Source organism: Kitasatospora sp. NPDC058046 (assembly GCF_042885595.1).
In the GTDB taxonomy this organism is placed as follows: Bacteria; Actinomycetota; Actinomycetes; order Streptomycetales; family Streptomycetaceae; genus Kitasatospora.
Window position 1 is genome coordinate 160007 of the sequence record NZ_JBHVRS010000001.1, and the last position, 18604, is coordinate 178610.

21 protein-coding genes and 1 pseudogene are annotated in these 18604 nt (G+C 74.2%); 2 read left to right on the forward strand and 20 right to left on the reverse strand.

The annotated features are described in order from the left end of the window. Nucleotides 1–4 precede the first annotated feature (4 nt). The 14 genes and pseudogenes from trpM to cseB all read right to left on the reverse strand — a co-directional run bounded on the left by trpM (nt 5) and on the right by cseB (nt 12065). The gene (gene trpM, locus ACFVU7_RS00725) at nt 5–154 is read right to left on the reverse strand and encodes a tryptophan biosynthesis modulator TrpM (protein WP_188296911.1); all 150 of its coding nucleotides are present in this window, start codon (nt 152–154) and stop codon (nt 5–7) included. A 10-nt stretch (nt 155–164) separates the two neighbouring features. Next, entirely contained in the window at nt 165–971 is an 807-nt protein-coding gene (gene trpC, locus ACFVU7_RS00730; protein ID WP_380745113.1) for an indole-3-glycerol phosphate synthase TrpC, read from the reverse strand. Nucleotides 972–1312: 341 nt separating this feature from the next. After that, nucleotides 1313–1762 carry a DUF2752 domain-containing protein gene (locus ACFVU7_RS00735; protein ID WP_049651217.1) on the reverse strand — a complete coding sequence of 150 codons (450 nt, stop codon included), beginning with the start codon at nt 1760–1762 and terminating at the stop codon, nt 1313–1315. Between the two features lie 110 nt (nt 1763–1872). Then, nucleotides 1873–2136, reverse strand: coding sequence for an HGxxPAAW family protein (locus ACFVU7_RS00740; RefSeq protein WP_049651218.1), 264 nt, complete (start codon nt 2134–2136; stop codon nt 1873–1875). Nucleotides 2137–2292: 156 nt separating this feature from the next. Continuing rightward, nucleotides 2293–2880 (reverse strand): TIGR02234 family membrane protein, encoded by a 588-nt coding sequence (locus ACFVU7_RS00745; RefSeq protein WP_074000947.1) that lies wholly within the window; start codon nt 2878–2880, stop codon nt 2293–2295. Nucleotides 2881–2975: 95 nt separating this feature from the next. Further along, nucleotides 2976–3428 (reverse strand): Uma2 family endonuclease, encoded by a 453-nt coding sequence (locus ACFVU7_RS00750; protein WP_053111997.1) that lies wholly within the window; start codon nt 3426–3428, stop codon nt 2976–2978. A gap of 20 nt (nt 3429–3448) precedes the next feature. Continuing rightward, nucleotides 3449–4972 carry an anthranilate synthase component I gene (locus ACFVU7_RS00755; RefSeq protein ID WP_049650355.1) on the reverse strand — a complete coding sequence of 508 codons (1524 nt, stop codon included), beginning with the start codon at nt 4970–4972 and terminating at the stop codon, nt 3449–3451. Between the two features lie 40 nt (nt 4973–5012). Beyond that, complete coding sequence (gene hisI / locus ACFVU7_RS00760) at nt 5013–5384, reverse strand: phosphoribosyl-AMP cyclohydrolase (protein WP_074000946.1); 372 nt, start codon at nt 5382–5384, stop codon at nt 5013–5015. A gap of 57 nt (nt 5385–5441) precedes the next feature. Next, nucleotides 5442–6011, reverse strand: a complete 570-nt coding sequence (locus ACFVU7_RS00765; RefSeq protein ID WP_159028385.1) for a hypothetical protein — start codon at nt 6009–6011, stop codon at nt 5442–5444. Between the two features lie 153 nt (nt 6012–6164). Beyond that, nucleotides 6165–6521 (reverse strand): annotated as a pseudogene (locus ACFVU7_RS00770) (GNAT family N-acetyltransferase); the annotation flags it as partial. Between the two features lie 25 nt (nt 6522–6546). Beyond that, nucleotides 6547–9105, reverse strand: coding sequence for an ABC transporter permease (locus ACFVU7_RS00775; protein ID WP_388043629.1), 2559 nt, complete (start codon nt 9103–9105; stop codon nt 6547–6549). Nucleotides 9106–9186: 81 nt separating this feature from the next. Next, nucleotides 9187–9921, reverse strand: coding sequence for an ABC transporter ATP-binding protein (locus tag ACFVU7_RS00780; RefSeq protein WP_388044161.1), 735 nt, complete (start codon nt 9919–9921; stop codon nt 9187–9189). 168 nt (nt 9922–10089) lie between these two features. Beyond that, nucleotides 10090–11388: an ATP-binding protein gene (locus ACFVU7_RS00785; protein WP_388043631.1), complete on the reverse strand. Its 1299-nt coding sequence runs from the start codon at nt 11386–11388 to the stop codon at nt 10090–10092. Between the two features lie 5 nt (nt 11389–11393). Next, entirely contained in the window at nt 11394–12065 is a 672-nt protein-coding gene (gene cseB / locus ACFVU7_RS00790) for a two-component system response regulator CseB (protein ID WP_234348271.1), read from the reverse strand. An 882-nt stretch (nt 12066–12947) separates the two neighbouring features. Here cseB and ACFVU7_RS00795 point away from each other — a divergent pair. Further along, entirely contained in the window at nt 12948–13592 is a 645-nt protein-coding gene (locus tag ACFVU7_RS00795) for a TIGR03085 family metal-binding protein (RefSeq protein WP_380744673.1), read from the forward strand. Between the two features lie 77 nt (nt 13593–13669). Here ACFVU7_RS00795 and ACFVU7_RS00800 read toward each other — a convergent pair whose 3' ends face one another. Together ACFVU7_RS00800 and ACFVU7_RS00805 are read right to left on the reverse strand one after the other, a co-directional pair. Continuing rightward, nucleotides 13670–14260, reverse strand: coding sequence for a PASTA domain-containing protein (locus ACFVU7_RS00800; RefSeq protein WP_388043633.1), 591 nt, complete (start codon nt 14258–14260; stop codon nt 13670–13672). Then, complete coding sequence (locus tag ACFVU7_RS00805; RefSeq protein WP_255357401.1) at nt 14260–14799, reverse strand: SigE family RNA polymerase sigma factor; 540 nt, start codon at nt 14797–14799, stop codon at nt 14260–14262. Before ACFVU7_RS00805 ends, ACFVU7_RS00800 begins: the two co-directional genes overlap by 1 nt. A 219-nt stretch (nt 14800–15018) precedes the next feature. On the opposite strand from ACFVU7_RS00805, the gene ACFVU7_RS00810 reads away from it, so the two are divergent. Next, a complete protein-coding gene (locus ACFVU7_RS00810) occupies nt 15019–15798 on the forward strand; it encodes a VOC family protein (protein ID WP_388043634.1) in 780 nt (259 codons plus the stop codon). A gap of 89 nt (nt 15799–15887) precedes the next feature. Here the strand turns inward: ACFVU7_RS00810 and hisF are convergent, their stop codons facing one another. The 4 genes from hisF to hisH are packed head-to-tail and all read right to left on the reverse strand — an operon-like array spanning nt 15888 to nt 18580. Beyond that, complete coding sequence (hisF, locus tag ACFVU7_RS00815; RefSeq protein WP_049650364.1) at nt 15888–16658, reverse strand: imidazole glycerol phosphate synthase subunit HisF; 771 nt, start codon at nt 16656–16658, stop codon at nt 15888–15890. Then, on the reverse strand, nt 16655–17203 hold the full coding sequence (locus ACFVU7_RS00820) for a RidA family protein (protein ID WP_117487408.1): 549 nt from the start codon (nt 17201–17203) through the stop codon (nt 16655–16657). Before ACFVU7_RS00820 ends, hisF begins: the two co-directional genes overlap by 4 nt. Further along, complete coding sequence (gene priA, locus ACFVU7_RS00825) at nt 17200–17925, reverse strand: bifunctional 1-(5-phosphoribosyl)-5-((5-phosphoribosylamino)methylideneamino)imidazole-4-carboxamide isomerase/phosphoribosylanthranilate isomerase PriA (protein ID WP_107086387.1); 726 nt, start codon at nt 17923–17925, stop codon at nt 17200–17202. The genes ACFVU7_RS00820 and priA overlap by 4 nt, the downstream gene beginning before the upstream one ends. Nucleotides 17926–17944: 19 nt before the next feature. Next, nucleotides 17945–18580, reverse strand: a complete 636-nt coding sequence (gene hisH, locus ACFVU7_RS00830; RefSeq protein ID WP_117487410.1) for an imidazole glycerol phosphate synthase subunit HisH — start codon at nt 18578–18580, stop codon at nt 17945–17947. Nucleotides 18581–18604: the final 24 nt, after the last annotated feature.

An 18604-nucleotide genomic window follows, 5' to 3' on the forward strand; every position in this document is an offset into this window, starting at 1 on the left:
GGCTTCAGCCGGACGTCACGCGCCATCGCCGTCCCGGCACCTGCCCGGGCTCGCACCCGATGACGTACCGCACCCGACGCCCCAGCACCCGGCGTGCGGGCGCGCGGCAGCCGCGCGGGCGGCAACCGGGGGCGAGTCGGGCGGCGATCTTCATGGGGTGGGGGTCAGTCCTTGTGCCGGACGGCGGGGTGGGCCCCGGCGGCGACCAGGTCGGCGACCGCGGCGCGCGGGTCCTTGCCGGTCACCAGGGACTCGCCGACCAGCACCGCGTCGGCGCCGAGGTTGGCGTAGTTGATCACGTCCAGCGGGCCGCGCACACCGGACTCGGCGATCTTGACGATGCCGTCCGGGATGGCGTGGGCGACGTTCTCGAAGGTGTTGCGGTCCACCTCGAGCGTCTTCAGGTTGCGGGCGTTGACGCCGATGATCCGGGCGCCGGCGTCCACCGCGCGCTTGATCTCCTCCTCGTCGTGCACCTCGACCAGCGGGGTGAGGCCGATCGACTCGGCGCGCTCGATCAGCGACACCAGGGCCGGCTGGTCGAGGGCCGCGACGATCAGCAGCGCGAGGTCGGCGCCGTGCGCACGGGCCTCCCACAGCTGGTAGGCGGTGACGATGAAGTCCTTGCGCAGCAGCGGGGTGTCCACCGCGGCGCGGACGGCGTCCAGGTCGGCCAGCGAACCGCCGAAGCGGCGCTGCTCGGTCAGCACGCTGATCGCGGCGGCACCGCCGGCCGCGTAGTCCACCGCCAGGGCGGCCGGATCGGCGATCGAGGCCAGGGCGCCCTTGGACGGGCTGGAGCGCTTCACCTCGCAGATCACCCGGACCCCGTCGCCCCGGAGGGCGGCGACGCCGTCCTTGGCCTCCGGAGCCTTGGCGGCCAGCGCCTTGAGCTCGTCCAGGGAGACCAGGGCCTGCCGCTCGGCGAGGTCCTCGCGGACCCCTTCGATGATCGAGTCGAGCACACTCACTCAGGAGCCCCCATCTTTTCTGCCAGTTGGCCGGCGTGAGCCGGCGGGCGACAGCCCACCGACTCTTCGATGGTATCGGCACCCGGGGGCGGGGGGCGCACCGGTTCGAACCGCGTCTCGCGGACCGGACTCCCGCTCCGGCGGTCCCCAGCTGCGGCTTCACCGGGCGTGCACCGGTTTTCGGACGGTCTTCGCACCGGTTTTCGGACGCTCTCCGAGCCGGCCGCGACCGGTGGCCGGGACGTGGCGTCAGGGCGTACGGGAAGCGGCGGCCGCGCGGTCGAGGACCACGGTCAGCGGCCGCGGTACGGCAGCCGGGACGCGGCGGTCGCGCGGCCCGGTCAGACCAGCGGCGGCGCCAGCCCGGCACCGACCCCCGAGTTGCGCACCACTGTGAACACCAGCACCAGCAGGGCGATCAGCGCCCACCGCCGGCCCCCGACGGTGATCCTGGGCGGCGGCCCGCCGGTCAGCGCGGCCCAGCCCCAGCGCAGCCACAGCACCGCCAGTACGCCGAACAGCAGGACCACGACGGCGTTGTCGTGCAGGGCGCCGGTGAGGTCCCCGTGGCTCAGCGCGTGGACGCAGCGCAGCCCCCCGCAGCCGGGGCACCACCAGCCGGTGGCGGTCAGGAACGGGCACTCGGGGTAGTGCCCGGGGGTGTTCGGGTCCACCACGGCGACGTACGCGGCGGGGACGGCCACCGCCGCCAGCGCGGTCAGCGGCGGGCTCAGCCGGCGCCGCACGGGCGGCGGGGCGGAGGCGGTGGAAGCGGTGGGGGCGGCGTTCACGCCCCGATTCTGCCCGGGTCGGGCCCGGACACGACGAAACGGCGGGCGTGGCGCGCCCGCCGTTCCGATGTACGACAAACGTGTGGTCGTGTGGTGCGACGAGCCCGTCGTCAGGCGGCGACGGCGGCGCGGGCCTCACGGGCCGCGAGCTGCTCCTCGGCCGACTTGTAGACGTTGGCGCTGGGCTGCTTGCCCATGCCCGCGAGGGACATGGCCTTGCCGACCACGCCACCGGCCAGGATGACCGCCAGGCCGACCCAGACGAGCAGAACCGACGGCAGGATCATGGCGACGCCCGCGACGCCGAAGCCGACGAAGGAGATGACGACGCCGGTCCAGGCGGCGGTGGTGTGGCCGTGTGCTGCTGCTGCCATCTGAGTGGTGCTCCTTGGCTCTCGGGGCCCGGCCGGGCCTGCGGGGCCGCCGGCGGGTTGACGGGTTCCATTGTGCCGGGCCACACACCGACGGCCCAAAGCGGGTGGCGGGTCTATCGCGTCACATGCGCGCGGGCCGCGTCACGTGCGCGCGGCTCACACCGCGGTCGGGTCCTCGCCCCGGTCCAGGGCCTTCCACAGGTCGCCCGGCGTCTCGGTCCGCGCCGGGGCCTTGCGGGTCGGCGCCTCGTAGCGGCTGCCCATGGCCGGCCAGCCCCGGCCGTAGCGCAGGGTGAGCAGTCCGGCCAGGGCCAGCAGGACCCCGCCGACCAGCGCGACCCAGGGCCAGGCGGTGTGCGAGACCTCGGTGGCCGCCGAACCGGTCAGCGCCAGCTTGCGGGCGGCCTCGGCGTCCAGCGCGGCGGTGTCGCCGGCCCCGGCCACCGAGGCGGCGGCCGCGCCGAGCCCGGCCAGCAGGGTCAGCGCGCCGACCGCCAGCCGGCCGGCGCCGCGCACCGCGAACACCGCGACGGCCGCGGCGAGGCCCACCAGGGCCAGCCCGCCGGGCAGTTCGGAGATCCTGCCGCCGGTGACGGACACGTCCAGGGTGCCGGCCCGGCCCTCGGCCCAGGTCCGCCCGACCGCGGTCAGCACCAGCACGGCGCTCAGCACGGTCAGCAGCAGCATGATGCCGAGGGTGCGGCGGCTGGGGGCGGCGGGGGCGGGGGTCTGCTCAGCGGTCACCCGTCCACTATCCCCCGACCGACGCCGGGGTCCGTACCCGGGGTGGGGAACGGGCCGTCGGGCGAGCCGTCGGGCGGGGCGGCGGGCGGGGTGGGTTACGGCGTGGGGAACCCGTCCGTCCGCAGCACCACCGTGCGACCGCCGAGCGGCAGGAACAGGTCGTTGCCGAACGGCACCCGCTCCGCCTCCCGGTACACCCCCTCGGGGGACGGCGCGGTGTGCACGGTGCAGACCGCCGCCGCCGGATCGACCACCACGTACAGCGGCACGCCGCTCTCCGCGCAGGCCCGCGCGAAGACGTGGTCACGGCCCGGGTGCGCCACCTCCAGCACCGCCTCGGCGTCCGCGGCCCCGTACCGGCCCCGGGCGGTGCGGGCGGCGCCGGGGGCGACCACCACCAGGTCCGGGGCGAGCGGGCCGTGCGCGGCCGGGAAGTCGATCAGGACCCCGGACAGCACCCGCCCCGCCCCCGCGAGCCCTTCCCGGATCTGGGAGGCCGTCCCGAAAACGGCCTCCCAGCGCAGCTCGTCGTACGGCGCCTCGGGCATCCCGGCCGCCTCCTCACACGTCAGGACAGTTCCGGCGTCCGCAGCGTATTGGCGGTGGCGACCGCCCGCAGCACGGCGGCCGCCTTGTTGCGGCACTCGGTGTCCTCGCCGTGCGGGTCGGAGTCGGCGACCACGCCCGCGCCGGCCTGCACGTACGCGGTGCCGTCGCGCAGCACCGCGGTGCGGATCGCGATCGCGGTGTCCGAGTCCCCGGCGAAGTCCAGGTAGCCGACGCAGCCGCCGTACAGGCCGCGGCGGGTGGGCTCCAGCTCCTCGATGATCCGCATCGCCCGCGGCTTGGGCGCGCCGGAGAGGGTGCCGGCCGGGAAGCAGGCGGTCAGCACGTCGAAGGCGGTCCGCCCCGGGGCGACCGTGCCGGTCACCGTCGACACGATGTGCATCACGTGGCTGTAGCGCTCGATGTGCATGAAGTCGACCACCTCGACGCTGCCCGGCTCGCAGACCCGGCCGAGGTCGTTGCGGCCGAGGTCCACCAGCATCAGGTGCTCGGCCCGCTCCTTGGGGTCGGCGAGCAGCTCGGCGGCCAGCTCCGCGTCCTCCTGCGGGGTGTCGCCGCGGTGCCGGGTGCCGGCGATCGGGTGCAGCATCGCCTCGCCGTCGGTGACCTTGACCAGCGCCTCCGGGCTGGAGCCGACCACGTCGAAGCCGCCCTCGGCCCCGCCGTCCGGCCCGGGGAAGCGGAACAGGTACATGTACGGGCTGGGGTTGGTGGTGCGCAGCACCCGGTAGACGTCCAGCGCGGAGGCCGGGCAGGGCGCCTCGAAGCGCTGCGAGGGCACCACCTGGAAGGCCTCGCCGGCCCGGATCCGCTCCTTGATCGTCTCCACCGCGGCCCGGTACGGCTCGCCACCGAACGGCGAGTGCACCTCGCCCGGGCCGGCCGGGGTGAAGGTGGCCAGGCCCGGGTCGACCGGCTTGGACAGCTCGGCCTCCATCGCGTCCAGCCGGGCCACCGCGTCCGCCCAGGCCTCGTCCGCGCCGCTGGCCAGGTCGTTGTGGTTGACGGCGTTGGCGATCAGCAGCACCGTGCCGTCGACGTGGTCGAGCACCGCGAGGTCGGTGGCGAGCAGCATGGTCAGCTCGGGCAGGCCCAGGTCGTCCGGGTTGAGGTCGGGCAGCTTCTCCAGCCGGCGGACGATGTCGTAGCCGAGGTAGCCGACCAGGCCGCCGGTGAGCGGGGGCAGGCCGTCGTCCTCCAGCCGCGGGGTGTGCAGCGCCTGGAGGGTGGCGCGCAGCACCTCCAGCGGGTCGCCGGCGGTGGGGATGCCGACCGGCGGGGTGCCGAGCCAGCGGGCCCCGCCGTCCGGGCCGACGGTCAGCGCGGCGGCGCTGCGCACCCCGACGAAGGAGTAGCGCGACCAGCTGCGGCCCTGCTCGGCGGACTCCAGCAGGAAGGTGCCGGGCCGCTCCTCGGCGAGGGTGCGGTAGAGGCCGATCGGGGTGAGACCGTCCGCGAGGAGCCTGCGGGTGACCGGGATGACCCGGGTGTCGACGGCGAGCTTGCGGAAGGCTTCGAGATCCATGACGGGCGGCACCTTCTTGAGTTCTTCGAGTGGACTGGGGTCAGGAGAGCGGAAGCACGTCGGCGTCGAAGCAGGTGCGGTCGCCGGTGTGGCAGGCCGCGCCGCTCTGGTCGACCCTGACCAGCAGGGTGTCGCCGTCGCAGTCCAGGGCCACCGACTTGACCGCCTGGACGTGGCCCGAGGTGTCGCCCTTCACCCAGTACTCACGGCGGCTGCGGCTCCAGTAGGTGCAGCGGCCCGTGGTGAGGGTGCGGTGCAGCGCCTCGTCGTCCATCCACCCGAGCATCAGCACCTCGCCGGTGTCGTACTGCTGGGCGATGGCCGGGACCAGCCCGTCCTCGGAGCGCTTGAGCCGCGCGGCGATCTCGGGGGCGAGGGCGGTGCTGCCGGGAGCGGCGGGTGTGGTGGACATGCGCCCCATTGTGTCAGCCCGCCCCGCCGCACCCGCCTCGCTCCCCCGCCGGAGCCGCTACGGGTGCAGCTGCCCGGTGAGCTTGGGGCCGCCCTGCTTGTTGCTGGCGGCCAGGGTGCAGGTGTAGTCGCGCCAGCCCTGCTGGTAGTTGGCCATCGCCGGGCCGAACTGGCGGCCGTAGTAGGTCTTTCCGTCGCCCTGGCGGGCCTTGGCGGCGGCTTCGACCTCCTTGCAGCCGTCGCGCATGGCAAGCGCCAGCGGGATGTCGCCGGTGATCCCGTCCGCGAGCTTGAGGTCGGCGATCACCTCGCCGTCGTGGTCGCCTACGCAGGGGCGTTCCTCCGGCTTGGTGATCACCGGGCTCAGCTGCGGGTGGTCGAAGCAGGCGCCGACCGGGAAGAACGCGTACGGCGGCTGCGGCGTGGGCGTAGGGGTGGGTGTCGGCGTCTGGGTGGCCGTGGGAGTCGGCGTGGGCGGCGGCGGCGCGGCGGCCGGCTTCTTGTCGTCCGGCCACAGCACCGCGGTGGCCACCACCGCGAGCAGGACGACCAGCACGGCGGCAACGGTGAGGACCAGGCCGCGGGACGGGCGGGAGCCGACTGCGGACGGCGGCTGCTCGGAGGTCATGGCCACGAGGATGGCCCACCCGGCCCCCACCTGGCAGCCGCTTCGCCAAACTCGCCCCGTACGGGCGGCCCGCCGGGACCTGAAGGTCGGTAGACCCGCCATCCGAGACCGGCTCACCAACCGGCTGCACCCTGGGGTGACGCCGCAGGAAACCTATCCTGGATAGAGGAAATTCAAATAAAAGAAAATTGTTTCTTCCGACCCCTTCCCACGCAGGGGAAGGGGTCGGAAGAAACAAAGAATCCCCGAGAGAAAAGCTTCCCGCGCCTCGCTGCCTCGCCCCGACGGCGAGGCGGCGAGGCCCTTGCCCCACGCGGCCGGATGGAGGGCGAACCCGATGGTCGCGGCCTGTTGTGGCTCGGTGGCCAGCCGCGCGTAGCCGATCAGCCGGTGTTCACCGCGCCGGGTGACGGTGAGGCAGTACTCGGTGCGCGGGGTGGCGCGCGCGGAGTCGATGGAGCGGGCGGTGATCGCTTCGACCTGTTCACGGGTGCGGGGTTCGAAGCTGAGGTGCCGGGTGGCCCCAGGTTGGGGGTCACGCCTCCGCGACGGCTTCGAGCGGCTTCAGGGCGGCTGCCCGGCGGGCCGGTACGGCGGCGGCGAGAGCGCCGACCGCGAGGGACAGCAGGCAGACGAGGAGCAGGGTCCCCCAGGGCAGCGCCAGGGAGTACTGCTTCATCGCGCCGTTGGCCAACGCTCCGACGGCCCAAGCGCCGAACAGGCCGCCGGCCAGGCCGAGCAGGGTGCCGAAGCCCGCGACGGTCACCGCTTCCAGGCGGATCATCCGCCGGACGCCCGCGCGGTCCATGCCGATGGCGCGCAGTACACCGATCTCGCGGGTTCGTTCGGCGACCGAGATGGCCAGGGTGTTCACGATGCCGAGCCCCGCGATCACGACGCCGATGGCGAGCAGCCCGTACATCAGGGTCAGCAGGTTGCCCATGGTGCCCGCGGCCTCGCGGACGAGTGCGGGCCGGTCCTGCACCTTCAGCAGCGGGTTGTTGCCGACGGCGGCACGCAACCGGTCCTCGGTGGCGGGGGAGACCGAGCCGGGGTCGGTGCGGACCAGGATCCGCTGGACGGAGTCCGGCAGGAAGCCGTCCTGCTGCACCTCGGCGCGGGCGCCGAGGGCGTCGTGGGCGGTGGGATTGTCCTGGTAGACGCCCACGACGGTGTACTTGGCGAAGGTCCGGCTCCGGCCGATGGTGGCGTCGACCTGGCTGCCGGTGCTCAGGCCGCTCTCCCGGGCGATGGTGCTGGAGACGGCGATCCGGCCGGGCCCGAGGTCCTTCGCGGAGCCGCTGAGGAAGTCGAGCCTCATGACGTCGTCCACGGAGTCGGGGTCGACACCGGAGATGTCACGGACCCGGCCGCCGATGAACAGGACGGAGTCCGCGACGGCGCTCGCGGCCCGCACCCCGGCGGTGTGGGCGACTCGCTGGACGGCGGCCGGGTCGACGCCGGTCGTGGTGGTGCGGGTGCTGATCACGTATTCGGCGCCGAGGCCGGCCGCGGCCTGACGGTCGAGCGCCTGCCCGGTGGAGTTGCCGATGACGGCGAGGCCGGTCACCAGCGCGGTGCTGACCAGCAGGGTGGCGGCGGTGGCGGCGGTGCGCCGCGGGTCGCGCAGCGCGTTCTGCTGTGCGAGGTGGCCGGTGATCCCGGAACGGCCGGTCAGGCGGCCGATCAGCCGGATCGCCGGGCCCACGAGTAGCGGCGCCAGCACGATCAGGGCGAGGACGAGGACGCCGCAGCCGAGCATCGCGCCGCGCAGGTTCCCCTCCGAGGCGTCCTTCGCGCCGGTGAGCGGGACGAGCAGGCCGACGCCCAGGGCGAGGAGGGCGAGCCCCGCGACGGCGCGGACGCGGAACCGGCCGGCGGGCGGCTGCTGCGCCGTACGCAACGCCTCGACGGGCGCGACGCGTGCGGCCTTGCGGGCAGGCAGCCAGGCGGCGAGCACGGTGACCCCCACCCCGACGCCGAGCGCCGCCAGGACGGGGCGCGGGCCGATGACCAGCGGGCCGTCGGGCAGCAGGTCCCCGCCGGTGCTCAGCAGGCCGGGCAGGACGGCGGCGATGCCGAGGCCGAGGACGAACCCGGCCGCCGAGGCGGCGAGCCCGACCAGGACGGCCTCCACGAGGACGGACCGGACCACCTGACGGCGTGAGGCTCCGATCGCCCGGAGCAACGCGATCTCCCGGGTGCGCCGGGTGACGAGCATGGTGAAGGTGTTGATGACCAGGAAGGACCCGATGAACAGCGCGATTCCGGCGAAGACCGTCGGCATCTTCTGGTAGCCCCGCGTCAGGGTGCCGACGTAGACCGCCTGCTGGGCGGCCCGGGCGGCGGCGGTGGTGACCTCGGCCCTGTCGGGCGGGAGCACGGTGGCGACCCGCCGGGCGAGTTCGGACTGGCCGGTGCCGGCCGCGGCGGACAGGTCGATCGCGGTGTAGTGGCCCGAAGTGGCGAACAGTCGCTGGGCGGTCGCCCGGTCGAACAGGACGAGGGTGCCGCCCGCGAGCACCCGGGTGTCCGTGGTGGTGACGATGCCGACGAGCCGCATGGTCATGGCCGGGCCGTCGGTGGCCAGCGTGACCGAGTCACCGACGTGCAGGTGCCCGGCGGCAGCGGTGCCGCTGTCCACGGCGATCTCGTCGCCGTCCGCCGGGGCGCGGCCTGCGGCGAGGGGGTGGCGGCGGTCCTCGCCGTCGGGGCCGGGTACGTAGGCGGCGGCCGGGTTCGCGCCCGGCCTGACCCGCAACGGGGTACCGTCCGCCGCGTTCAGGGCGGCCCGGCCGTCGACGGACGGCCGCACGGCGGCGACACCGGGGACGGCGGCCAGTCGCCGGGCGAGCGCGTCGTCGAGGACGCTGTCCGGCTGGTCCGCGGCGGCCCCGGCCGGGGCCTGTCGTGCGGTGACGGTGACCGCGATGTCGGCGAAGTTCCTCGACGCGGCGGCGCGGTAGGCGGCCGCGGCCGAGTCCGCGAAGACGAGGGTGCCGCTGGCGAATGCGACACCCAGGCAGACCGCGAGGACGGTCATGGCCAGTCGGGCCTTGTGCGCCAGGACGTTGCGCACGGCTGTTCTCAGCATGGGTTCGGCTTCCGGGGGCGTGGGAGGGACGGGGCATGGGAGCGGCGGGGCGTGGGAGCGACGGGGATGTGCGGGCGCGGGTCAGCTGGTGCGGGCGCGGGTGTCGAAGCGCTTCATGACGTCGAGGACCCGGTCCGGGGTGGGGCGGGTCATCTCGTCGACAAGCCGTCCGTCGGAGAGGAACACCACGCGGTCGGCGTAGCCGGCGGCGACGGGGTCGTGGGTGACCATGACCACGGTCTGGCCGAGTTCGCGCACCGAGTCGCGCAGGAAGCCGAGGACCTCGGCGCCGGAGCGGGAGTCGAGGTTGCCGGTGGGCTCGTCGCCGAAGACGATCGCGGGCCGCGAAGCGAGGGCGCGGGCGACCGCGACGCGCTGCTGCTGACCGCCGGACAGCTGCGCGGGCCGGTGGTCGAGGCGCTCGGAGAGGCCGACCATGGAGACCACGCGGTCCAGCCACTGCCGGTCGGGGTGGCGGCCGGCGATGCTCAGCGGCAGCGTGATGTTCTCCAGCGCGGTCAGCGTCGGCAGCAGGTTGAACGCCTGGAAGACGAAGCCGATCCGGTCGCGGCGCAGCCGGGTCAGCGGCCGGTCGCGCAAGGAGCCCAGCTCGGTGGTGCCGATGCGGACGCCGCCGGAGGTGGGGGTGTCGAGCCCGGCGGCGCAGTGCATCAGAGTGGACTTGCCGCAGCCGGAGGGGCCCATGATCGCGGTGAACTCGCTCTCCCGGAAGCCGATGCTGACCCGGTCCAGGGCCACGACCCGGGTGTCGCCGCTGCCGTAGACCTTCGTCAGGTCGGTGGTGGCGGCCGCGATCCCGGGGGCCGGGTCCGGCGGGTACGGGGTGAGGGGGACGGTGGTCACGGGGACTCCTCTTCGGTGCGGACGGTGCACTTCGAAGGGTGTCCGGGCGACGTATCGGGACCCGCGCCGGCGTGTATCGGCGTCCGCTCCGCTTCGTAGCGGTTCCGCGGAGCCGGGCGGTCAGGCCGGCAGGCGCAGAGTGGCGACGGCCCCACCGTCCGGGGCGTTGTCCAGGTGAAGCTCGGCGCCGAGCAGCCGAGCCTGTCCGAGGGCAATGGTCAGGCCCAGGCCGTGGCCCGAACCGCGCTCGGCGGCGCCGCTGTGGAAGCGACGCGGGCCGTGGAGCAGCAGGTCTGCCGGGAAGCCGAGGCCGTGGTCGCGCACCACGACGGTGCGGCCCTCGACGGTGACCCGCACCGGGGCCCGTCCGTGGCGGTGGGCGTTGACGACGAGGTTGCTGACGATCCGTTCCAGGCGGCGCGGGTCGGTCTCCACGGTCGTGGCGTCCTCCGAGCGGTGCGCGTCCTCCGGGCCGTGCGCGGCGGCCGGGCCGTGCGCGGCGGCGACGGTGACCTCGGCGTCGAGGCCGGTGCGCGCCACGGCATCGGCGACGACCTCGCCGAGCGGAACCCGGGCGCGGACCGGCTGCTCGGCCCCGGCGTCCAGGCGGGAGATCTCGAGGAGGTCCTCGACCAGGGCGCGCAGGTCGCGCACCCTGGCGCGGAGCAGGTCCTCGGTCTCGCCGGGCGGCAGCAGGTCGACGGTGGCCAGCAGGCCGCCGACGGGTGTGCGCAGCTCGTGAGCCACGTCCGCGGTGAACTGGCGCTCGGTGCGCAGCCGCCGGCCGAGGCTGTCGGCCATGAGATCGACGGTGGCCGCGATGTCGGCGACCTCGTCGTTGCCCCCGGTGGGCCCGGTCCGGGCATCGAGGTCACCGGCGGAGATCCGGACCGCGGTTTCGGAGACCTGCCGCAGCCGACGGGCGACCAGCCCGGCGCCGTAGACGGCCAGAGGCGTGGCCGCCGCGAGCGCGACCAGCGACGCGACGGTCATGGTCAGGTCGAGCCGGTGCAGTCCGTAGAGTTGCGGGCCCGTGTTGACCCGGACGGCGAGGACCGGGCTGCCGGGGCCGGCGGTTCGCTGGGCGGCCCAGACGGACGGCCCGAGGGGTCCGTCGACCCGCCCGTCGTAGACCGTGTGCCGGGCGTCGTCGGCCGGGTGGCGCAGCTCGGCGGGCAGCTCGGCCGGGTCGAGTCCGGCTCCGTCCGCCAGAGTTCCGGTGCGTCGATAGACGTCCATGGCCGAGTACACGGCGTTGAAGGCCTGCGCCTCGGCCCGGCTCCGGATGTCGCGGGCGGTCCACAGGTGCACGAGCACGCCCACCGCCGCCACGACCAGGCAGGCCGTGGCCGCCGCCAGCGCGGCGATCTTCCACCGCAGGGACGCCCGGGCCGGCCGCGGCCGGCGGAACCCGCGCACCGGGCTCAGCGCCTGAACTTGTAGCCGAAGCCGCGGACCGTCTCGATCCGCTCCCGCCCCAGCTTCCTGCGCAGCCGCTGCACGCACAGGTCCACGACCCGGCTGTCGCCGTCCCAGCCGTAGTCCCAGACGTTGCGCAGCAGGGTGTGCCGCTCCAGAACCACGCCCGGGTGTGCGGCGAACTCCAGGAGCAGCTTCAGCTCGGTCGGGGTGAGCGCCACCGGTTCTCCGGCGACGGCCACCTCCAGTCCGGCGGTGTCGAGGCGCAGGTCCCCGAACACCAGCACCTCCCCGTCGGCGGGCGGCGCCCCGGCAGTGACGCGCTCGGGCTGAGAGGCGGCGGACGGCGTGTAGGTGGCCCGCCGCAGCAACGAGCGGATGCGTGCGACCAGCACGTAGGTGTCCACGGGCTTGACCACGTAGTCGTCCGCCCCGGCCTCCAGGCCGGCGACGACGTCGAGCCCGTCGCCACGGGCGGACATCATCAGGACGGGTACCAGGCTGGTCTCCCGGACTCTCCTGCACAGGCCGATCCCGTCCAGCCCAGGCAGCATCACGTCGAGGATCAGCAGGTCGAAACTCCCGTCACGGAAGATCTCCAGCCCGCTCAGACCGTCGGCGGCGGCCGCCATCTCGTAGCCGTAACGTTCCAGCGCGACCGTGAAGGACCGGCGCATCAGATCGTCGTCCTCCACCAGCAGCACGCGGACCGGGCGCGAGGAAGCCCCAGCCGGGGCGGAAGATGACACGGGCGGATGGCTCCTGTTCGAACGGTCCGGTGACCAGCCGACTGCCCACGGGACGGCAGCCACAAGGGGACGATACGGCAGGCACCGAACACGCCCCCGGCGCACGGCAGGACCTGCGACGCCATTCCCACACCCCCTCTCCTACGCGAAACCCCAGGTCATCCCAGGTGCGATCGGCCCGACCACCGAGGGGGGCCGCCGTACTCCCGCACCCTGTCCACCCCTTCGCACGGACCGGCGCGCCCATTCGATGGACAACCAAGCGCTCCCTGATACCCACCCGATACAGAACCCCCGTCGGCCCCGGCGACACCCTCCCGACCACGACCCGGGAGGAGTCGGCCGGCTGCCCGACCGACGGCTCCGTGGTCTCGGTTCGGGCTTCCGTCCCGTCAGGGCTTTGATCCGCCCCAATCGCGCGGGGCGGCCGTGTGCGTGGTGTCGGGCCCGTCGCGGTTGCGGGGCCGGGCCCGGGGTGCCTCAATGGCCCCGGCGGCGACCGCCGTCTGCGGGCGAGGAGGGCGGACATGCCACGGGTCGCGGTGAACGGGGTCGAGCTCTTCTACGAGGTGGACGGGGACGGCGAGCCGCTGGTCCTGGTGCACGGCTCGTGGGGCGACCACGGCAGCTGGGGGCCGGTCCTGCCCGCCCTCGCGCAGAAGTTCCGGGTCCTCGCGGGCGGAGCCGGCGGTACCAGGAGCACAGCGAGACCTGCTCCAAGCGGTTTTCGGAGGGCCCGCATCCGAACGGGTCGGCGCTGCGCCGCAACCGACCGGGCCCGGTGGGCAGATGAGCCCATAGGCTTCCACCATGTCGAACCATGCCCTCGCCGAACGCCACCGGCTCGCCCAACTCCTCACCGCTGCCGGGCCGGACGCCCCCACCCTCTGTGAGGGGTGGACGACCCGGGATCTGGCCGCGCACCTGGTGGTCCGGGAGCGGCGGCCCGATGCGGCGGCGGGGATCCGGGTCGGGGCGCTGGCCGGGTGGACGCGGCGGGTGCAGGACGGGTACGCCGAGCGGCCGTACGAGGAGTTGGTGCGGCTGTTCCGGGCGGGGCCTCCGGTCTACTCGCCGTTCGCCCTGCCCGGCGCGGACGAGGCGGCGAACACCGTCGAGTACTTCGTCCACGCCGAGGACGTGCTGCGCGCGGCCGACGACTGGACCCCGCAGCCGGTCCCGCCCGGCCGGGCCGAGGCCCTCTGGCGCCGTCTCCCCATGATCGCCCGCCTGGAGGCCGGCCGCCGCTCCCCCGTCCGGCTGGCGCTCGTCCACCCCGACGGCCGTTCCCTCACCGTCGGCCCCGCCGGCTCCCCCACCGTCCGCCTCACCGGCGAACCCGCCGAGCTCGTGCTCTTCACCTACGGCCGCGGCGCCCTGACCACCCTCACCGTCGACGGCGACCCCGACGCCCTCGAAGCCCTCCGCCACGTCCTGCCGCTGCCCCCGAAATAGCAGAGGGGCGGAAGCCGGTGTGGCCTCTCGGCATGCCGAGGGGCGACGCTCGCGGGCGGGGCCGCGGGCGCGGGCGGTCAGCTTCCGGGGCGGCCCTTGGAGATGAAGAGCTGGACGGGGGTGTCCATCGCCGTGGTGTGCCCGGGCAGGGGCGCGGAGTTGATGACCGAGCCGGCGGGCAGCTTCCAGTCGGTGAGTTCGTGGACCTCGTAGTGCAGTCCGGCCGCGTCGAGCAGCCGGGTGGCGGCGTCCCGGGTCAGGCCGGCGACCGGGGGGACGGTCACGGTCGTGGCGCCGGGTGCGGGCGGGGCGACGGGGGACGGGGTGCCTTTGGTCGCGGAAAGGGAGGAAGGGGAGGCGGAGGGGGACGGGGGCGCGGAGTGGACGGCCGGGGCCGGCGCGGTCCCGGCCGGGCGGTCGCCGCCGCTCGGCGATCCGGGCAGGAGCAGGGCCGCGCCCGTGGCGATGGCGGCCACCGCCGCCACGGCCGCGGCCCCGGTGAGGGCGGTGCGCCGGCGGACCGTGCGCCGGATTCCGGCGGCGTCGATCACGGGGGTGGCGGTGGTGTCGGCGAACAGGGTCATGGCGGCGAGGAGTTCCTTGTCGAAGTCGGAGTCGGGGTCGGGCCCTGGGGTGGGGACGGGGTCCTGGGGCGGGAAGCGGATCATCACGCACCTTCACGCGGGGTCGACGACGCGGACGGGGCGTCCTGCCTGGGCAGCGCGGCCCGCAGTTTCGCGAGCCCGCGGGAGAGTTGCGAGCGCACGGCGCCCGGGGAGATGTCGAGGGTCTGCGCGATCTCCCGGTCCCCCAGGTCGTGGAGGTAGTACAGGACGACCACGGTGCGCATCCCCATCGGCAGGGTGTGCAGCGCCGCGACGAGTTCGGCGCGCAGTTCCACCGACCGGTAGGCGTCGCGGGGGTCGGGGTGCTCGACGGCGGGCTCCGGCGCGGGGCGCTCGCCCGAGCGGTGCAGGCGCCGCCAGCGGTCGTTGGCCAGGTTCACGAGGATCCGGCGCACGTACGCCTCGGGCACCTCGGCGCGCGCGACCCGCCGCCAGTGCCGGCAGGCCCGTTCCAGGGCCTCCTGGACGAGGTCCTCCGCGGTGTGGGCGTCGCCGGTGAGCACGTACGCCGTGCGGAACAGCGCGCCCGAACGCTGTTCCACGAACTCGACGAAGTCGATCCCGGGACTGCCCCTGCGCAGCCTCACCCGTGGCCTCACTCTCTGCCGCCGTCTTTTCCACCCTCTTGACGGCGCCCGCCCGCCGGCTGCTGCACGGCGGGCGGGGAAGTGACGCGGCTCACAGCGGGCCCCGGCGGCCTCCCCCGGCTGCGGATGTCAGACCCCGGGTGCAGACTCGCAGGTGGCCGGGGTCCGACCCGGGCACGCCCGGCCGTCCCTCCGTCGAAGGGCACCCCGCACATGCTCACCACCGACTTCCCCATCGGCTCGCCCTGCTGGATCGACCTGGGCAGCCCGGACATCCCCGCCACCGCCGGGTTCTACAACAAGGTGTTCGGCTGGACGTTCCTGGAGATCCCCGGGACCGGCGGCTACGGGTTCGTCCAGCTGGACGGCAGGACCGTCGGCGCCATCGGTCACCTCGACCAGGGCGCGCGGTCCGCGTGGACGACGTACTTCCGCACCGCCGACGCGGACGCCACCGCCAAGGCGGCCGAGCAGGCCGGCGCCGGCGTCCGGGTGCCGCCGTCGGACGTCATGCAGGAGGGGCGGTTCGCCGCGCTCACCGACCCGCAGGGCGCCGATTTCGCCGTCTGGCAGGCGGGGAGCACCAAGGGGCTGGACGCGGTGTCCGAGGAGGGCGCCCTGGTCTGGGCCGAGCTGCACACCTCCGCCCCGGACGTCGCCTTCGCCTTCTACGAGAAGCTGTTCGGCTGGCGGGTGGAGAACTTCGAGCCGTCGCCGGGGATGAGCTACCGGGTGGTCTCCACCGCCGAGGGCGACCAGCAGGCGACCAGCTTCGGCGGCATCGCGCCGACCATGGCCCCGGCGCAGCCGTCCGCCTGGACGCCGTACTTCGCGACCGCGGACGTGGACGCGCGGGTGGCCAAGGCGACGGCGGCCGGTGGCTCGGTACTGATGGGGCCCGAGAACGTGAAGAACGTCGGCCGGATCGCGTGGGTCGCGGACCCGAACGGCGCCCCCTTCGCGCTGATCAAGGGCGACCCGAACCAGGCCTGAGCGAACCACCACGTACCAGGCCTGAGCACAACAGCCGCGGTGCTTGTTCACGAACGCGAACGCGAACGCGAACAAGCACCGCGAAGAACTCACCGCACCGGGTGCCCGGCCTCCCGCAGCGCGCCCTTGACCTCGCCGATCCGCAGGTCCCCGAAGTGGAACACGCTGGCGGCCAGCACCGCGTCCGCGCCCGCGTCGACGGCCGGCGCGAAGTCCGCGAGCTTGCCCGCGCCGCCGGAGGCGATCACCGGCACCGAGACGCTCTTGCGCACGGCCCGGATCAGCTCCAGGTCGTAGCCGTCCTTGGTGCCGTCCGCGTCCATCGAGTTGAGCAGGATCTCGCCCGCGCCGAGTTCGGCGGCGCGGCCCGCCCAGGCGACGGCGTCGAGCCCGGTGCCCTGCCGCCCGCCGTGGGTGGTGACCTCGAAGCCGGACTCGGTCTCCGTCCCGGGCGGGCAGCGCCGGGCGTCCACCGAGAGCACCAGGACCTGCCGCCCGAACCGCTGGGCGATCTCGCGGACCAGCTCCGGCCGGGCGATGGCCGCGGTGTTGACGCCGACCTTGTCGGCGCCGGCCCGCAGCAGCTTGTCGACGTCCTCGACGGCACGGATGCCGCCGCCCACCGTGAGCGGGATGAAGACCTGTTCGGCGGTGCGGCGGACCACGTCGTAGGTGGTCTCCCGGTCGCCGGAGGAGGCGGTGATGTCGAGGAAGGTCAGCTCGTCGGCGCCTTCGGCGTCGTAGAGCTTGGCCATCTCGACCGGGTCGCCGGCGTCGCGCAGGTTCTGGAAGTTGACGCCCTTGACCACCCGCCCGGCGTCCACGTCCAGGCAGGGGATGACACGTACTGCGAGGGTCACGGCTGTTCGCCTTCCACAACTTCCAGGGCTTCCGAGGCTTCCGGGACGTCCGAAACTTCCGGGGCGTCCGGGATTTCCGGGGCTTCCAGGGTCTTTGCCAGTCCGGACCGGTACGCGTCGAGTTCGACCTCGACCAGCATCCGGGAGTCGATCAGCCCGTCGACCACCACCATGGTGGCCACCGGGCGTGCGGCGTCGAAGAGTTCGCGGTGGGCGCGGCCCACCTCCTCGGCGTCGCGGACGTGGGTGATGTACATCCGGGTGCGGACCACGTCGTCGGTGGTCAGACCGTACGCGGCCAGGGCGGTGAGCCCGACGCCGAACGCGGCGAGGGTCTGCCGGTACGGGTCGCCCTCGTGCTCGATCCGGCCGTCCACCCAGGCGGTGGAGCCGGCCACGTGCACGTGGTCGCCCGCGGCGACGGCCCGGGAGTAGCCGAACTCGTCCTCCCAGGGGGAGAATCCGCCGACCCGACCGGCCACGACCTGCCCGGCGACGACCCGACCCGCTACGACCTGCCCGCGTACGATCCGACCGTCCGTCATCCTGAAACCGCCTCCAGGGCCTCTTCGAGGGTGAACTTCTGCTCGTAGAGTGCCTTGCCCACGATGGCGCCCTCGACACCCTCGCCCACGAGCGAGGCGATGGCGCGCAGGTCGTCGAGCGAGGAGACGCCGCCGGAGGCGACCACGGGCCGGTCGGTCGCGGCGCAGACGTCGCGCAGCAGCTGGAGGTTGGGGCCGGTCAGGGTGCCGTCCCGGTTGACGTCGGTGACGACGTAGCGGGCGCAGCCCTCCGCGTTCAGCCGGGCCAGCACGTCGAAGAGCTGGCCGCCGTCGCGGGTCCAGCCGCGGCCGCGCAGGGTGGTGCCGACCACGTCCAGGCCGACGGCGATCTTGTCGCCGTGCTCGGCGATGGCCTTGGCGACCCACTCGGGGGCCTCCAGGGCGGCGGTGCCGAGGTTGACCCGGGTGCAGCCGGTGGCGAGCGCGCGGGCGAGCGACTCGTCGTCGCGGATGCCGCCGGACAGCTCGACCTTGACGTCCAGCTGTCCGGTGACCTCGCGCAGCAGCTCGTAGTTGCTGCCGGTGCCGAAGGCGGCGTCGAGGTCGACCAGGTGCAGCCACTCGGCGCCGGCGTTCTGCCAGGCGAGGGCGGCGGCGAGCGGCTCGCCGAAGGAGGTCTCGGTGCCGGAGGCGCCCTTGACCAGGCGGACGGCCTGGCCGTCACGGACGTCGACGGCGGGCAGCAGTTCGAGGCTCATCAGAGATCCAACTCTCAGAAAGTCAGAGGGTGTTGACCCAGTTGGTCAGCAGGGCGGCGCCGGCGTCGCCGGACTTCTCGGGGTGGAACTGGGTGGCCCACAGCGGGCCGTTCTCGACGGCCGCGACGAACGGCTGCCCGTGGGTGGCCCAGGTGACCAGCGGCGGGTTGATCCGCGCGCTGTGGGTCTCCAGCTCCCAGTGCCGCACCCCGTAGGAGTGCACGAAGTAGAAGCGGGTCTCCGGGTCGAGGCCGGCGAACATCCGGCTGCCCTCGGGGACGTCCACGGTGTTCCAGCCCATGTGCGGGACGACGGGGGCCTCCAGCGGCTCGACGACGCCCGGCCACTCGTCGCAGCCGGCCGTCTCCACGCCGTGCTCGACCCCCTTCTCGAAGAGGATCTGCATGCCGACGCAGATGCCCATGACCGGTCGGCCTCCGGAGAGCCGGCGGCCGATGATCCAGTCCCCGCGGACGGACTTGAGCCCGCGCATGCAGGCCTCGTAGGCGCCCACGCCGGGGACGAGCAGGCCGTCCGCGGCCATCGCGGTGTCGTAGTCGGAGCTGACCGTGACGTCCGCCCCGGTCCGCTCCAGGGCGCGCTGCGCGGAGCGGAGGTTGCCGGAGCCGTAGTCGAGGACGACGACGTTCTTGCCCATGTTCAGGTGTCCAGTCTCTCTACG

Coding starts and splice junctions, on each gene's coding strand:
- trpM (WP_188296911.1), bottom strand. CDS start 154: ATGAAGATCGCCGCCCGACTCGCCCCCGGTTGCCGCCCGCGCGGCTGC.
- ACFVU7_RS00810 (WP_388043634.1), top strand. CDS start 15,019: ATGCTCACCACCGACTTCCCCATCGGCTCGCCCTGCTGGATCGACCTG.
- ACFVU7_RS00800 (WP_388043633.1), bottom strand. CDS start 14,260: ATGATCCGCTTCCCGCCCCAGGACCCCGTCCCCACCCCAGGGCCCGAC.
- ACFVU7_RS00750 (WP_053111997.1), bottom strand. CDS start 3,428: ATGCCCGAGGCGCCGTACGACGAGCTGCGCTGGGAGGCCGTTTTCGGG.
- ACFVU7_RS00755 (WP_049650355.1), bottom strand. CDS start 4,972: ATGGATCTCGAAGCCTTCCGCAAGCTCGCCGTCGACACCCGGGTCATC.
- ACFVU7_RS00820 (WP_117487408.1), bottom strand. CDS start 17,203: ATGACGGACGGTCGGATCGTACGCGGGCAGGTCGTAGCGGGTCGGGTC.
- ACFVU7_RS00795 (WP_380744673.1), top strand. CDS start 12,948: ATGTCGAACCATGCCCTCGCCGAACGCCACCGGCTCGCCCAACTCCTC.
- cseB (WP_234348271.1), bottom strand. CDS start 12,065: ATGCGCCGGTCCTTCACGGTCGCGCTGGAACGTTACGGCTACGAGATG.
- ACFVU7_RS00740 (WP_049651218.1), bottom strand. CDS start 2,136: ATGGCAGCAGCAGCACACGGCCACACCACCGCCGCCTGGACCGGCGTC.
- ACFVU7_RS00775 (WP_388043629.1), bottom strand. CDS start 9,105: ATGCTGAGAACAGCCGTGCGCAACGTCCTGGCGCACAAGGCCCGACTG.
- ACFVU7_RS00765 (WP_159028385.1), bottom strand. CDS start 6,011: ATGACCTCCGAGCAGCCGCCGTCCGCAGTCGGCTCCCGCCCGTCCCGC.
- hisH (WP_117487410.1), bottom strand. CDS start 18,580: ATGGGCAAGAACGTCGTCGTCCTCGACTACGGCTCCGGCAACCTCCGC.
- hisI (WP_074000946.1), bottom strand. CDS start 5,384: ATGTCCACCACACCCGCCGCTCCCGGCAGCACCGCCCTCGCCCCCGAG.